The following is a 14,404-nucleotide window of genomic DNA, read 5'->3' as shown; positions in this document are numbered from 1 at the left end:
CTTCGCTCAGGGGCGCCCGCCCGCCGCGGCGGTCGCGCACCCACGTCCCGCAGGGTGGCGCAGGAGCCCGAAAAGCGCCAGTCCCGCGAGCACCACCACGGCCGTGCCGTACTCCTCCGCGGTCTCCAGCAGCCCGCCCGCGTGCACCACCAGATATCCGGCGGCCACGGCAGGAACGCCCATGCCGAGGTAGGACACCACGTACAGCAGGGAGAGCACCCCCGCGCTCTCGTGCTGGGCGGTCAGGGGAATCACCAGGCGGATGCCGCCCTGGAAGCCGGCGCCGAAGCCGGTCCCGGCGATCGCGGTGCCCACGAAGAACAGGACGGGGGCCCCGGCGTGGACCGCGGCCACCGTGAGGGCCACCCCGCCGATCAGCGTCCCGATGCCGGTGAACATGACGGCCCTGGCCGAGGCGCGGCGCAGGAGGATCACCGTCACCGCGGCCGAGGCGGCGAGGACGAAGAGGCTGAGGCCGCCGAGGACGACGGAGGGCGAGTCGACCAGGTCGCGGACCAGGGCCGGGCCCAGCGCCCCGTAGAAGCCGGCCAGCGCCCACGCCGAGAACAGCACGGGGGTGGCGACGAGGACGGGGCGGCGCACCGCGCGCGGCAGGCGGATCTCCGGGACGAGGGTGGCCAGCGCTCCCGGCTTGCGGCCCGCGGTCTCCGCCATCGCCCACACGCCCACGGCCTGCAGCAGGAAGACGCCGAGGAGGGCCAGGTAGATGAGGTGGGTGGGGGCGGGCAGGTACTGGACGACCAGGCCGGAGGCCAGGGCGCCGGTGGCGGTGCCGATGCCGGGGGCCACGGCGTTGGCCAGCGTCCCGCGGGGCCGGTCGATGTCGATCATCCCGGCCCCTATGGCGCCGAGCGCCGCGCCCGTGGCCACGCCCTGCACGACGCGGGCGACGAGGAGCGCGGGCACCCCGCCCGCGGTGGCGAAGACGACCATGGCGGCGGCCTGCACCAGGAGGGCGACGAGCAGGACCGGGCGGCGGCCGGTGTGGTCGGAGAGCTTGCCCAGGACGAGGAGCCCGGCCAGCACGGCCAGGGCGTACACGCCGAACACGAGGGTGGTGGTGATGGGGGTGAATCCCCACGCGGCCTGGTAGGTCGCGTACAGGGGGGTCGGCGCGCTGGAGCCGGCGAGCAGCGAGACCGTGATCGAGGCCAGGAGCAGCAGGGCCGCCCCGGGCGGCAGCCGCCGGGGTCCGCCGCGCGGGGCGGCGCGCCCCCTCGCGGGCTCGTCGGGGGCTTGGGTCACGGCGGCGGGCGCGGTCATGCGGATTCCTTCCTGGGCGGTCCTGCGGCCTCCCCGGGGGCCGCGCGGCCTGGGCGGCGCGGGCCCCGGGGCGCCGCTGCCGGGAGGGCGTGGGCGGTGGGCTGGGGCGCGACGGACGACCTCGGCAGGCGCACCGGCCACAGACACTAAACAGACAGGTCTGTCTAGTCAAACGAATTCCGCTCACGCCACAAGGCCGCACGACCCCGCCCGGCCCCGCACCCGGCCGCACCACCGCTCCCCGCACCCACGCCCGCACCCGCCCCGCACGGGCCCGCGCCCCGCCCGCGCACGGGATCCCAGGCCGGTCCGACCGCGCCGCGTCACCCCCTCCTCGCGCTGGGCGAGATCGGCGGGCCCGCGCTGTGAGGCGAGGCATATGGCACAGATCACGTACGAAGCCCGATAGCGGAGCCCGGGCGGCGCAGGCCCGCGCCGGGGCCAGGACTGGCCGCCCGCGGCGGCTCCGCGGCTACGGCACCCGATCGTGGTTTAGACCTTTGTCGGGCCGCGCGGCAGCCGCTAACAATGGCCGACGTCGCATTCGCGGCACTTTCTCCTACTCCGAACGAGGTGCGAATCCATTGACCGCGACCAATGCTCCTGGCACCCGCCAGAGCAAGGCCCGCAAGCTCTCCATCGCCGGTGTCCTTACGGCTGGGGCCGCGGCTGTGGCAGTCTCGCTCGTCCCGGGTCAGGCCTCCGCCGCCACGTCGCCCCAGGCGACGACGGCGCCCGCCCCGGTGGCCAGCCATACCGCCTCCTCCGTCGCCTTCAGCACCGAGGCGGGCACCGGCCAGACCCAGACGGTGCGCGACGGCATAGGCGGCAGCCAGACCTCCCTGCGCGATGCCCCGGCACAGACCACGGACAGCGAGCCCTCCACCACCAGGGCCCAGTCCAGCCGGCCGGCCGAGCAGCCCGCCCAGCAGGAGTCCGAGGCCCCGAAGCCGGCCCAGACGACGGCGCCCGAGGCGAGCGACCCGAAGCCGGAGTACCCGGACAACCTCGACGGCTGGATCAGGGAGGCGCTCGCGATCATGAAGCAGCACGACATCCCCGGCTCCTACGAGGGCATCCACCGCAACATCATGCGGGAGTCCAGCGGTAACCCGCGGGCCATCAACCTGTGGGACATCAACGCCAAGAACGGCGTGCCCTCCAAGGGCCTGCTCCAGGTCATCCAGCCGACCTTCAACCGCTACCACGTCGAGGGGACCTCGTGGGACCTCTACGACCCGGTGGCCAACATCGTCGCGGCCTGCAACTACGCCGCCGACCGGTACGGCTCGATGGACAACGTCAACAGCGCGTACTGAGGCCACCCGGCCACCCGTGCCCCCGCCGCGGCGGGGGCACACCCCTGTCCGGCGGGGGCCCGGCGGCGCCTCGGGCGCCTCGGGCGCCTCGGGGACGGAGCGGCGGGGGCGGGGCCGCCACCGGTGACCCCGCCCCCCGGCGCCCGCCGGACCGCCCCGGGCCGCCCCGGGCCGCCGGCGCGCGGGGCGGCGGCCTAGGCTCGCACCGTGCCGACGCCACCCACACCCCAGCCGGCGACCGCGGACGCCGCGTTCGCCGACCACGTCGCCTCCCGGCTGGCCTCCCTGCCCGGGGTGCGGGCCGTCACCCTCGGCGGCTCGCGGGCCACCGGCACACACCGCCAGGACAGCGACTGGGACTTCGCCGTCTACTACCGCGGCGCCTTCTCCCCCGCCGGCCTGCGTGCCCTCGGCTGGCCGGGCGAGGTCTCGGAGATCGGCGGCTGGGGAGGCGGGCTGTTCAACGGGGGCGCATGGCTGCGCGTGCAGGAGCGTCCCGTGGACGTGCACTACCGCGACCTGGACGAGGTGGAGCACCAGCTCGCCGAGGCCGCCGAGGGGCGTTTCCACGTCGAGCGGCTGCTGTTCCACCTGGCCGGCATCCCCAGCTACCTCCTCGCGGCCGAACTGGCCGTCAACCGGGTGCTGCGCGGCGAGCTGCCACGCCCCCGCTTCCCCGAACCCCTGCGGCACAGCGCCCGCAGGCGCTGGTGGGGCGACGCCGGCGCCACCCTCGCCTACGCGCGCTCCGCGCACGCCGCCCGCGGGCACCTCGCCGACTGCGCCGGGGCGATCGCCACGGCCGCCTGCCAGGCGGCGCACGCGGTCCTGGCCGCCCGTGGCGAGTGGGTCACCAACGAGAAGAAGCTGCTCGACCGGGCCGGGCTGCGCGAGGTGGACCGGCTGCTCGCCGGGCTCGGCCCCGGGCCCGGGGCGCTGACGGCCGCCGTCGACGAGGCCACGGCCCTGCTCGCCGCGGCCGTCGAGGCCGCGGCCTGAGCCCGTCCCCCGGCCGGGGCGTGGCCCACCGGACGGCGCCGCCGCACGTCTCGCTGTCAGTGGGGTGAGGCACAGTGGCCGCCATGGAAACGAGTCTGGGGACTGTGGTGATCACCGGCGCCGCCGGGCGCGTCGGGTCGGCGGTGCGGGCCGGCCTGCGCGGCCGGGCGGAGCGCCTGGTGCTGGTCGATCGCGTCGCCCTCGCCGCGCAGGCACCGGCCGAGGAGGTGCGGCAGCTCGACCTGCGGGACGGCGCGGCGGTGACCGCGGCCCTTCAGGGGGCGGATGCGGTGGTGCATCTGGGCGGGTCCCGGACGAGGCGCCGCTTGCCGACCTGCTGGAGGGCAATGTCCAGGCGACGCACCACGTGCTGGAGGGGGCGCGCCGGCAGGGGGTGGGGCGGGTGGTTCTCGCGAGCAGCAATCGCCTCACCGGCTGCTATCCGGTCGCGCAGACCGTGACGCCCGGGATGCCGCCGCGCCCGGACGGTCTTTACGGGGTGAGCAAGGTCGCCGTCGAGGCACTGGGGCGGCTGTATGCGGACAAGTTCGGCCTGTCCGTGGTGTGCCTGCGCATCGGCAGCTTCGAGGAGGCGCCCACCGAGGTCCGTCATCTGGCGACCTGGCTCAGTCCTCGCGACTGCCTCGGTTTCGTCCGTGCGGCTCTCACCGCTCCCGGCGTCCGCTTCGCCGCTCTGTACGCCGTCTCCGCCAACACCCGCCGCTACTGGGACATCGAGGCGGGGACGGCGCTGGGGTACACGCCCGTGGACGACGCGGAGGACTTCGCGGCAGGCATACCGGCGGAGGGGACGGCGGGCAACGGCCTGCAGGGAGGCGCCTATGCCGATGCGGCCTACACGCTCCGCCACCTGTCGACGTGACCCGGCCCTGAAGGGCCGGGCTTGGAGGTAGTGCCCAGCCGGCTGCCGGGTTGACTCCTCCGTCCAGACGCTCCTATGGGGTGGCAGGGACGCGTGACCCACGCCCCGCGTTCCCCACGCGCTCGCCGCGGTGGGCGATGTTGCGGGAAGCGTTCCGGCCGGCGTGGGCAACGACCCCGCAGCTCCGTGCGGGTCACCCCGATCTAGGGAAGCGCTTCCTCCCGGGCGTGAACGCCCAGGGTCCCGCACTGGATCAGGCTGCAGGGGACCGGAGGCCGCGGCGGGCGCCGGCGGCGGGCCTGGGGGGCCTCAGGGCTCGCCGTCCTTGAGGTGCCGGGCCGGGTTGTGCCCGGCGTCGAGCAGCTCCGCCGCCCACAGGAACGGCCTGCTGCCCTCGGCCTTCACCATCCCGGGGGACACGCCCAGGCGGAACGCGCCGGGCAGCGGCCCGCCCGTGGCCGGATCGCGCGGCAGCACGTCCAGCGGGGAGGGGCCCGGGCTGGGGTAGACGACGCAGTCGGAGAGGACCGCGAGGGGGTACCGGCCGGCGGCGGCCATCCTGGTCATCTTGCGGTGCATGTTGATCCGGGCGGCCGAGACGACGGCGGCGCGGATGTCCGGCCGCCAGGTGGGGCGGTCCAGGGCGGGCCAGCGTTCGCCCGGCCGGTAGCCGCGGCCCTGCGGGCGCTCGCGCAGCTTGCCGATGCCGCCCTTCACGGTGGCCTTGATCGCGGTGAGCACGGCCGCCAGGCCGGGGTCGGCGCTCCGGTGGCGGGCCATCGCCGCCAGGAACCCGGCCTCGTCGAGGTCCCGGGTGACGCCGAGGTCGGCCATGGTGGCGAGGTAGGCGTCGCGCAGCCGCCCGTACCAGGGGTCGAGGTAGGGGCCGCTCTCCGGGCGCAGCCACGCCTCCAGGGGCCGCACCTCGTAGCCGAGTTCGACGGCGTAGGCGACGGTCGGGGTGGCGTACCAGGCCGGGCCCGTGGGGCGCTCGCCGGTGGGGGTGAAGGGCGAGGGCAGGCGCGGGTCCGTCGCCACGTGCGAGAGGTCCACGAGCCAGCAGGCGGGCAGCCTCCGGTCGAAGCGCGGCCCGTCGGTGTGCACCGGCTCGCCGAGGCCGACGGTGAGCCGGTTGGCGGCGGCGGCGAAGGCCATGTTGACGTCGAGGCCGACGACGTGGCTGCGCTCGCACTCGGCGTCGGTCAGCGACTCCGGGTCGCGGACCCAGTCGTACGCCTCCTCGTCGAGCACCTCCCCCGCGGCGCGGCCCCGCGCGACGGGGTGCTCCGCGGGCGCCTCGGGCGGCGCCGGGTCCACCGGCGAGGCCAGCGAGCCGGGGACCGGGCCCGGCACCCACCCGCCCTCCTCGGTGCGCACCGCGCGGGTCGGCGGGCGGAGCGCCGTCATCAGCTCCAGGCCGTTGACCGCGGTGGAGCCGCGGGGGGTGAGCACGCGGCGGGCGTAGATGCCGAGCACGCGGGCGAGTTCGGCGGGGGGCAGCTCCGCGGCGCCCGCCCAGGCCCGCGCGTCCAGGGCGTCCCAGGGCAGCACGGCGAGCTGCACGCAGCGCCGGGTGCCGTGGGCCTCCACCGGCCGGTAGACCCGGGCCCAGGGGCCGAAGCCACGCCGGGTCAGCCGCCAGCCCGCGGCGGTCAGGTCGCGCACCACGGGGTGGTCCGCGGGCAGCCGCAGCCCGCGGCGATCGGCCAACTCGGCCGGAAGCCCGAGGCGTTGTGCGGCGGGCCCGGTCAGCACCACGAGCGGGTCGGCGTCGCGCCCCGCGCGGTGCAGCCGCTCCTGGCCGAGACCGGCGGCGAGGGCCCACTCGGCGAGCTGCGCGACGGTCGCCGCGGGGCAGGCGAGCCGGCCGCCGTCGGCCAGGTGCGCGGCGCCCTCGCCGTCGAGCACGGCGAGGGGGCCCGCGGGGAAGGCGCCCCGCTCCCCCGCCGCGGCCGCCCGCGCCCGCTCGGCCGGGGCCGGCCGGCCCGCGACGGCCGCCGCCTCCTCGGCACCGCCGGCCGCGGCCTTCGCCGGCCCCACGGCCGCCTCCTCGGGGCGGGCCGCCTCCTCGGCGGGGGCGGCGGCCGAACGCGCCGGTGGGACGGCCGCGCCGGCGGGCGGCGCGGGGGCGGGCGGCGCGGTGGCGGGGACGGGCGGGGCGGCGGAAGCGGGTGCGGGCGCGGAGGCGGGCGGGGTGGCGGCAGGTCCCGCGGGCGCGGCGGGCGGTGGGGCGGCGGGGCCGTCGGCGGCGGCCGGTACGGCGGGGGCCGTGGCGGACTCGTCCCTGGGGTGGAGCGGAGCAAGGCGGCTGAGCAGGCGCGCGTACGCCTCGCGCTGGGGCGGGCGCGGCTCGCTGCGGCCCGACTCCCAGTTTCGCACCGTCGCGGCCCGGACCCGCAGCGCCGCGGCGACCTCCTCCAGGCTCAGGCCGTGGGCCCTCCTGAGGCGCGCGCGCTCCGGCGGCGCGGGCAGCGCGCCGCGCCGCTCGACGAGCGCGTCGACGGCGTCGAACAGCGTGGCCTCGGGTCCCGCCTCTGACATCGGCAACCTCCCGCCCGCACTCTACGTGCCGCCGCTCTCCCGGCCGTGGCCCTGTCCCGGACCGAACGCGGCGCGGGCGACGGCCACGACGTGCGCGCGCATGGCGTCCGAGTCGGCCGCCGCCTCCGGCCCGAGAACCAGGTCGGCGAGCTGCGGGACGGCGCTCGGCCATACCCCCAGGCCGCAGACCGTCAGCAGGACGCGGCCCACCTCGGCGTCCGCCTCGCGCCCCAGGGCGGCGGCCAGCGCCTCCAGCTTGGCGCGGTAGTGCCCGTGGCGGCGCGCGCTCGCCTCGCGGGCGCCCCCGTAGTGGAGGGCCTCCCACAGGATCAGCCGCATCAGCTCCGGGTTGCCGCGGTGGTGGTCGTAGATGCGGGCCACGTAGTCGCCGATGTCGCCGACGCCCGCGATCCGCCCCGGGCCCGGGGCCGTTCCCTCCCCCGCGTCCTTCCCCGGCTCCTGCTCCCCCTCCCCGGACCGCGGGGCCGGGGCCGGCGGGGACACCAGGCGGAGCACCTCGGCGAGCACCTCCTCCATCACGGCGTCGAAGAGCTTCTCCTTGCTGCCGAAGTGCCCGTAGATCCGCTCCTTGTTGACCCCCGCGGCCTCCGCGATCCGGTCGACTCTGGCCCCGGCGATCCCGTGGGCGGCGAATTCGCCCCGGGCGGCGGCGAGGAGGGCGGCTCTGGTCGAGGAGGTGTCGCGCGGCATGGAGCGAGTGTATCCCGTCCAACCGGTTGGTTGACACCCAACCGGTTGGTTGCTTTACTCCTCGCCATGAGCCAAACAACCATTCAGTTGGCGACCTCGCCCGCCGCGCCCTCGGCGCCGTCGGCACCCTCGACGGGCCCCGCCGCCCCGCTCTCGCCCGCCCCCTCCCGCCCTGCCCAGGGGTACGCGCCCACCGGCGCCACCCTCGCGGTGTTCGCCCTCACCGCGCTCCTGGCCACGGGGCAGCTGTACGGGGCCATCCCGCTGCTGGCGGGCATGGGGCGCGCCTGGCACGCCCCGCAGTCCGCGATGACCTGGTTCGCCAGCGCCTTCGGCTTCGGGTACGCCACCGGCTTCCTGCTCTTCGGCCCGCTCTCCGACCGCTTCGGGCGGCGCCGGGTCATCGTGTCCGGAACGGCGGCGACCGCCCTCACCACCGCGCTGGTGGCCACCGCCCCGGGGCTGCCCGCCGGGATCGCGCTGCGGGTCCTCCAGGGGCTGACGACCGCGGCCTTCGCCCCCGCCGCCTTCTCCTACATCGCGGAACGGATCGAGCCGCGGCGGCGCGCGCTGGTGCTCTCCGGGGTGATCAGCGCCTTCCTCGCCTCGGCCGTCGCCGGCCAGCTGAGCGCCCAAACGGTGGCCGGCCACTACGGCTGGCGGGCCGTCTTCCTGGTCTTCGCCGCCGCCTTCGCGCTGGCCTCCGCCCTGCTGGCCCGCGTGATGCTCGCCGACCCGCCGCCCGCCGCCACGGCCGCCCTGTCGCGGGCCTACCGCTCGATGCCGCGCCTGCTCGTCTCCCGCAGGCTGCTGCCGCTCTACGCCGTCACCCCGGTGATCCTGGGCTCCTTCGTGGCCCTCTACACCGGGCTCCAGCTCAGCGGCGCCGCCGGGGACGCCGGCGCCCTCCTCGCCCTGCGGGCGGCGGCGCTGCCCGCGATCCTCGCCCTGCCCCTGCTGGCCCCCGTGCTGCGCCGCTTCTCCGGCCTCGCCCGCACCGGCGGCGCCCTCGCGCTGGCCGCCGTCGCGGCCCTGCTCATCGCCGCACTCGAACCGGGAACGGTGGGGCTCGCGCTGCTGCTGAACGCCTTCGTGGCCGGGAGCGGACTCGCCGCCTCGGGAATGGTCGAGACCATTGGCGGCAGGGCGGGCGAGGACCGGGTGACCGCGGTCTCCGTCTACACCTTCGTGCTCTTCCTCGGCGGCAGCCTCGGGCCGCAGGCCGCCTCCGCCCTCACCGGCGCCGGGATCGCCCCGCTCGCCGCCGCGCTGGCCGGGCTGCTCGCGGCCGCGGCGGCCGGGGTCGCCGCGCTCGGGCGCCGCAGGTGACCGCGGGCGGGCCGCGCCCCCGACGCGGCGCCGGGAGGGCCGGCCCGGGGGCGCGGCGCGGGTCGCTAGCATGAGGCCGACATGGACGCCGAGATGGACAACGCACCTGGTTTCGCCAGCTTCGTCGCCTTGGGCGACTCCTTCACCGAGGGCATGTCCGACGCCAGGCCGGACGGCACCTACCGCGGCTGGGCCGACCTCCTGGCCCAGCGCCTCGCCGGGCGCACGGAGGGGTTCACGTACGCCAACCTCGCGGTGCGGGGCAAGCTGATCCGGCAGATCGCCGAGGACCAGGTCCCGGCCGCCGCCGCGATGGGCGCGGACCTGGTGACGCTGGTCGGCGGGCTCAACGACGTGCTGCGCCCCCGCTGCGACCTCGGCCTCATCTGCGGCCTCCTCGAACGCTCCGTGGCCGAACTCGCCCCGAACTGCAAGCAGTTGGTGCTCATGCGCAGCCCGGGGCGGCGCGGTCCCGTGCTGGAGCGCTACCGCGGCAGGATGGAGCGCCTCTTCGCCTTCATCGACGAACTCGGGGCCAGGCACGGCGCGCTGGTGGTCGACCTCTTCTCCTCCCGGGCGCTGGGCGACCCGCGGCTGTGGGCGGAGGACCGGCTGCATCTGACGGCGGAGGGCCACCGCAGGGTCGCCGAGGCGGTCTGGCAGGGGCTCGGCCTGCCGGCCAGGTTCGACTGGGACGAGCCGCTGCCCCAGGCGGTGCCCGCCGGCTGGTACGCCAGGCGCACCGCCGACCTCAGGTTCGCCAGGGAGCACCTGCTGCCCTGGATCGGGCGGCGGCTGACCGGCCGTTCCACCGGCGACGGCCGGGCGCCGAAGCGGCCCGAGCTCGCCCCGCCGGTGTGGGACGAGTGAGCCCGTAGAATCCCGTGGCGTGACTGACAAGCCGCGCATTCCGAACGTTCTGGCCGCCCGTTACTCCTCGGTGGAGCTGGCGCGGCTGTGGTCCCCTGCGCACAAGGTGGTGCTGGAGCGCCGCCTGTGGCTGGCGGTGCTGCGCGCCCTGGCCGAGCTCGGGGTCGCGGTGCCCGAGGGCGCCGTGGCCGACTACGAGCGGGTCCTGGAGGAGGTGGACCTGGAGTCCATCGCGGCGCGCGAGCGGGTCACCCGGCACGATGTGAAGGCGCGGATCGAGGAGTTCAACGCGCTCGCCGGGCACGAGCAGGTCCACAAGGGCATGACCTCGCGGGACCTGACGGAGAACGTGGAGCAGTTGCAGATCAGGCTCTCCCTGGAGCTGGTCCGCGACCGCACGGTGGCCGTGCTGGCCCGGCTGGCGCGGCTGGCCGGGGAGTACGCCGGGCTGGTGATGGCGGGGCGTTCGCACAACGTCCCCGCCCAGGCCACCACCCTGGGGAAGCGTTTCGCCACGGCCGCCGACGAACTGCTCGTCGCCTTCTGGCGGCTTGAGGAGCTGCTCGCCCGCTATCCGCTGCGGGGCGTCAAGGGCCCGGTGGGCACCTCCCAGGACATGCTCGACCTGCTCGGCGGCGACGAGCGCAGGCTGGCCGAGCTGGAGGGCCGCGTCGCCGGGCACCTGGGCTTCGGCCAGGTGCTCACCTCGGTCGGGCAGGTCTATCCGCGCTCCCTGGACTTCGAGGTGGTCTCGGCGCTGGTGCAGCTGGCCGCGGCGCCGTCCTCCCTGGCGAAGACGATCCGGCTGATGGCCGGGCAGGAGCTGGTGACCGAGGGCTTCCAGGAGGGCCAGGTCGGCTCCTCCGCGATGCCGCACAAGATGAACACGAGGTCCTGCGAGCGGATCAACGGCCTCGCGGTGATCCTGCGCGGCTACGCCTCGATGACGGGCGAGCTGGCCGGCGACCAGTGGAACGAGGGCGACGTGTCCTGCTCCGTGGTGCGGCGGGTCGCGCTGCCCGACGCCTTCTTCGCCTTCGACGGGCTGATGGAGACCCTGCTGACGGTGCTGGACGAGTTCGGCGCCTTCGAGCCGGTGGTCGCCAGGGAGCTGGAGCGTTACCTGCCGTTCCTGGCCACGACGAAGGTGCTGATGGCCGCGGTGCGGGCCGGGGTGGGCCGGGAGACGGCGCACGAGGCGATCAAGGAGCACGCGGTGGCGGCGGCGCTCGCGCTGCGCGGCGGCGCGGAGCGCAACGAGCTGCTCGACCTGCTGGCGGCCGACGAGCGCATCCCGCTGGACCGGCCGGCGCTCGACGCCCTGATGACGGACCGGCTGTCGTTCACCGGGGCCGCGGCCGGGCAGGTGGCGGCGGTGGTGGCCCGGGTGGAGGAGGTCGTCAAGCGGCACCCGGAGGCGGCCGGGTACTCCCCGGCAGCGATCCTCTAGCGGTGAACGGGCCCGGCCCGGCAGGGGGCCGGCGCGGCGGGCAGGGCCGGGGAGAGGACGGTGGCGGCGTGGGCGGTCTCGCGGGCGGGGAGCCCTCGCTGCTGCGCAGGATCAACTCGGCGGCGGTGCTGCGGGCACTGCGGGACGCCGGCCCCTCGCTTTCGCTGAGCGACCTGGCGCGGGAGGTGGGCCTGTCCAGGCCCACCGTGGAGGGGGTCCTGGAGGGGCTGGCGCGCGCCGGCCTGGTGGCGGAGACCGGCTCGGCCGGCCCGGCCGGTGAGCGGCGCCCGGGGCGGCCCGCGCGCCGGTTCAGGTTCCGGGCCGAGGCGGGCCTGGTGCTCGGGGCCGAGGTGGGGGCGCGCCGGGTCTCCGCGATCCTCGCGGACCTGGGAGGCGCGCGGCTCGGCGGGGCGGCGCGCGAGGTGCCGACGGGCGCCGACGCGGACGAGCGGCTGGACCAACTGGCGGAGGTCGCGGCCGGCTTGCTGCGGGAGTCGGGGGCCGAGCCGGGGGCGCTGCGGGCCGTGGGCGTGGGCAGTCCGGGCATCGTGGGGCAGGACGGCACGGTGCGGCTGTGCACCGCGCTCCCCGGGTGGACGGGGCTGCCGCTCGCGGCCAGGCTGCGGGCGCGTTTCGGCTGCGAGGTGCTGGTGGAGAACGACGCCAACGCGGCCGTGCTCGGCGAGCGCTGGTCGGGGGCGGCGGCCGGCAGCCAGGACGTGGTGATGGTGCTCGCGGGCCTGAGCCCGGGCGCCGGCTCCCTCATCGGCGGGCGGCTGCACCGCGGCTTCGGCGGGGCGGCCGGGGAGATCGGGGCGCTGCACCTGCTGGGCCGTCAGGCCGCGCCTGAGCGGCTGCTGGCCATCTCGGGCGAGCCGCTTGAGCCGCTGGACGAGCAGGCGGTGGCCGCGGTGTTCGCGCGGGCGCGGGCGGGCGAGCCGCCGGCCGCGGACGCGGTGCGGCGCTTCGTGCAGCGCCTCGTGCACGACGTCACCGCGCTGGTGCTTGCCCTCGACCCGGAACTGGTGGTGATCGGCGGCTGGGCGGCCGGGCTCGACGGGGTGGTGGAGCCGCTGCGCGGCGAGCTCGCGCGCTACTGCCTGCGGACCCCGCGGGTGGTGGCCTCCACGCTGGGCGAGGCGGCGGTGGCGACGGGCGCGCTGCGGCTGGCCCTCGACCGGGTCGAGGAGGAGCTGTTCGCCGTGGAGGGCCGGGTCACTCCACGCTGACCGCGGCCGCCTCCCCGGCCCGCGGCGCGTCGCCGCCGCCGAAGGTCAGGCGGCAGGTGTCGGCGCGGTAGGTGGCCAGGGACACGGCCAGGACGCGCCCCGCCCTGGCGTAGCGGGTGGTGACGAGCAGCACCGGGGCGCCAGGCAGCTGGTCGAGGCGGCGGGCCTCGGCGGCCCCGGCCGAGCCGAGCTCCACCGACCTGTCCTGCCCGTCGGGGCCCTGCGCGCGCAGCCGGCCGAGGAGGTCGAGTCCCCGCTGCTCGCCGGAGGCGGCGGGCCTGGGCGCCGCGGCCCCGGGCCGCTCCGGCAGCAGGGCGGCCGGCACGAACAGGCGCTCGGTGGCCACCGGGAGGCCGTGCGAGGTCAGCAGCCGGTGGACGGCCTCGACCGGCTCCCGCCTGGGCAGGCCGAGGGCCTCGGCCACCGCGGGCGGCGCGGGCTCGCGGGCCCATCCGGTCGTGGTCCAGGCGTCCCCCGGCCCGCCGGGGCCGTCGAGCGCGCCTGGGCCGACGTCGACGCCGACCCGCGGCGGCGCCACGGTGGTGCCGATGCCGCGGCGGCGTTGCAGGCGGCCCTCGAGTTCGAGCTGGTCGAGCGCCTGGCGCAGGGTGGCCCTGGCCACGCCGAACCTGGCCGCGAGCGCACGCTCGTTGGGCAGCGCCTGGCCCACGGAGAACTCCGAGTCGAGCGCGGCGCTCAGCACCGTCTTCAGGTGCCAGTACTTCGGCTCCGGCTGCTGTGCGAGCTGAGGGGTCCCCACCCTGGCCTCCACGAGCGCTTCCGGCGGCGGCCGGGGCCGCGGCGCCCTTATGAAAGGTTGTTGCGTATTGCGTATCTGGAAGGGGACCCTAGGGGCAGGCCGGGGCCTGGTCAAGGCCGGCCGGCCCGCCCCGCCCGCGGTTCAGCGCCCGGTCGCGGCCAGGTAGGAGCGCCAGGTGACCCGCCCGGTGGGCGCGGCCTCGTTCGTCAGGTGCCCGGCGCGGAAGGCCCGGCCCAGGCCGCCGGGAACCCGCACCCGCAGCACCGGCCTGCGCTTGCCGCGCGCCTCCAGCCACTGGCGGGCGGCCTCCTCCATGCCGAGCACCTCGGGCCCGGCGAAGTCCTCCACGGCGCCGCTCGGCCCGTCCGCGACCCGCTCGGCGAGGCGCGCGGCCACCTCCGCCACGTCGACGGGCTGGGCGGGGATGCGGCGGTCGGCCACGAGGAGCCCGCCGCGCGCCCCGAGGGTGAGGACCCGGTCGAGGAAGGAGTGGAACTGCGTGGCCCGCAGCACCGACCAGGGCACGCCGCCGCCCGCCAGCACGGACTCGGCCGCGGCCTTGGTGCGGAAGTAGCCCCAGGGCACCCGGTCGCAGCCGACGATCGAGGTGTACAGCACGTGGCCCACCCCGGCCGCCGCGGCGGCGGCCAGCAGCCGCTCGGTGCCCGCCACCTCGACGCGCGCGGTGTAACGCCCCCGGTAGGGCGCGGCGGCCAGGTGCACCACCGCGTCGGCGCCGCGCAGCGCGGCTTCGACACCCGCGCCGGTGGCGAGGTCGGCGCGCACCCACTCCACGCCCCCCGCGCCCGGGTCGCGGCCCGCGCCCGCCCCTTCCTGCCGCTCGCGGCGGCTCATGGCCCGCACCGTCCAGCCGCCCTCCGCAAGCCGCGGCAGCAGCGCCGTGCCGAGCCTGCCGGAGGCGCCGGTCACCAGAACCCGCATGTGCCTCTCCCTCTTTCTCTCGCCGGCCTCGTGCGTGCCGGCCCGCTCTCTCACGGCAGTCACGCCGGTGGCCGCCCGCGCGCCGGC

13 protein-coding genes are annotated in these 14,404 nt (G+C 77.1%); 8 read left to right on the top strand and 5 right to left on the bottom strand.

What is annotated here, in order from left to right; translation table 11 throughout:
• Positions 1–6 precede the first annotated feature (6 nt).
• Entirely contained in the window at positions 7–1,284 is a 1,278-nt protein-coding gene (locus D7294_RS07130; RefSeq protein WP_120676696.1) for an MFS transporter, read from the bottom strand.
• A 584-nt stretch (positions 1,285–1,868) separates the two neighbouring features.
• On the opposite strand from D7294_RS07130, the gene D7294_RS07120 reads away from it, so the two are divergent.
• The 4 genes from D7294_RS07120 (at position 1,869) to D7294_RS33645 (ending at position 4,485) form a co-directional block, all read left to right on the top strand.
• Positions 1,869–2,603 carry a transglycosylase SLT domain-containing protein gene (locus tag D7294_RS07120; RefSeq protein WP_120676694.1) on the top strand — a complete coding sequence of 245 codons (735 nt, stop codon included), beginning with the start codon at positions 1,869–1,871 and terminating at the stop codon, positions 2,601–2,603.
• Positions 2,604–2,810: 207 nt separating this feature from the next.
• Positions 2,811–3,602 (top strand): nucleotidyltransferase domain-containing protein, encoded by a 792-nt coding sequence (locus tag D7294_RS07115; protein ID WP_120676692.1) that lies wholly within the window; start codon positions 2,811–2,813, stop codon positions 3,600–3,602.
• 83 nt (positions 3,603–3,685) lie between these two features.
• Positions 3,686–4,063, top strand: coding sequence for an NAD-dependent epimerase/dehydratase family protein (locus tag D7294_RS33650; protein ID WP_277751071.1), 378 nt, complete (start codon positions 3,686–3,688; stop codon positions 4,061–4,063).
• Positions 3,970–4,485: an NAD-dependent epimerase/dehydratase family protein gene (locus D7294_RS33645; protein WP_277751070.1), complete on the top strand. Its 516-nt coding sequence runs from the start codon at positions 3,970–3,972 to the stop codon at positions 4,483–4,485. The genes D7294_RS33650 and D7294_RS33645 overlap by 94 nt, the downstream gene beginning before the upstream one ends.
• Before the next feature lie 309 nt (positions 4,486–4,794).
• Here the strand turns inward: D7294_RS33645 and tap are convergent, their stop codons facing one another.
• A complete protein-coding gene (gene tap / locus D7294_RS07100; RefSeq protein ID WP_120676690.1) occupies positions 4,795–7,026 on the bottom strand; it encodes a telomere-associated protein Tap in 2,232 nt (743 codons plus the stop codon).
• A gap of 21 nt (positions 7,027–7,047) precedes the next feature.
• Entirely contained in the window at positions 7,048–7,737 is a 690-nt protein-coding gene (locus D7294_RS07095; protein ID WP_120676688.1) for a TetR/AcrR family transcriptional regulator, read from the bottom strand.
• A gap of 66 nt (positions 7,738–7,803) precedes the next feature.
• On the opposite strand from D7294_RS07095, the gene D7294_RS07090 reads away from it, so the two are divergent.
• The 4 genes from D7294_RS07090 to D7294_RS07075 all read left to right on the top strand — a co-directional run bounded on the left by D7294_RS07090 (position 7,804) and on the right by D7294_RS07075 (position 12,615).
• A complete protein-coding gene (locus D7294_RS07090) occupies positions 7,804–9,066 on the top strand; it encodes an MFS transporter (protein WP_120676687.1) in 1,263 nt (420 codons plus the stop codon).
• A gap of 93 nt (positions 9,067–9,159) precedes the next feature.
• The gene (locus D7294_RS07085; RefSeq protein ID WP_174248295.1) at positions 9,160–9,936 is read left to right on the top strand and encodes an SGNH/GDSL hydrolase family protein; all 777 of its coding nucleotides are present in this window, start codon (positions 9,160–9,162) and stop codon (positions 9,934–9,936) included.
• A gap of 19 nt (positions 9,937–9,955) precedes the next feature.
• Positions 9,956–11,386, top strand: a complete 1,431-nt coding sequence (purB, locus tag D7294_RS07080) for an adenylosuccinate lyase (RefSeq protein ID WP_120676683.1) — start codon at positions 9,956–9,958, stop codon at positions 11,384–11,386.
• 68 nt (positions 11,387–11,454) lie between these two features.
• Entirely contained in the window at positions 11,455–12,615 is a 1,161-nt protein-coding gene (locus tag D7294_RS07075; protein WP_120676681.1) for an ROK family transcriptional regulator, read from the top strand.
• On the opposite strand, the gene D7294_RS07070 is transcribed toward D7294_RS07075, so the two are convergent.
• Together D7294_RS07070 and D7294_RS07065 are read right to left on the bottom strand one after the other, a co-directional pair.
• Complete coding sequence (locus D7294_RS07070; protein WP_120677114.1) at positions 12,602–13,375, bottom strand: GntR family transcriptional regulator; 774 nt, start codon at positions 13,373–13,375, stop codon at positions 12,602–12,604. The genes D7294_RS07075 and D7294_RS07070 overlap by 14 nt on opposite strands.
• 141 nt (positions 13,376–13,516) lie before the next feature.
• On the bottom strand, positions 13,517–14,317 hold the full coding sequence (locus D7294_RS07065; protein WP_120676679.1) for an SDR family oxidoreductase: 801 nt from the start codon (positions 14,315–14,317) through the stop codon (positions 13,517–13,519).
• Positions 14,318–14,404: the final 87 nt, after the last annotated feature.

The sequence above is a fragment of the Streptomyces hoynatensis genome, from assembly GCF_003626535.1.
Classification (GTDB): Bacteria; Actinomycetota; Actinomycetes; order Streptomycetales; family Streptomycetaceae; genus Streptomyces; species Streptomyces hoynatensis.
This window is presented reverse-complemented; position numbering and strand designations above follow the sequence as displayed.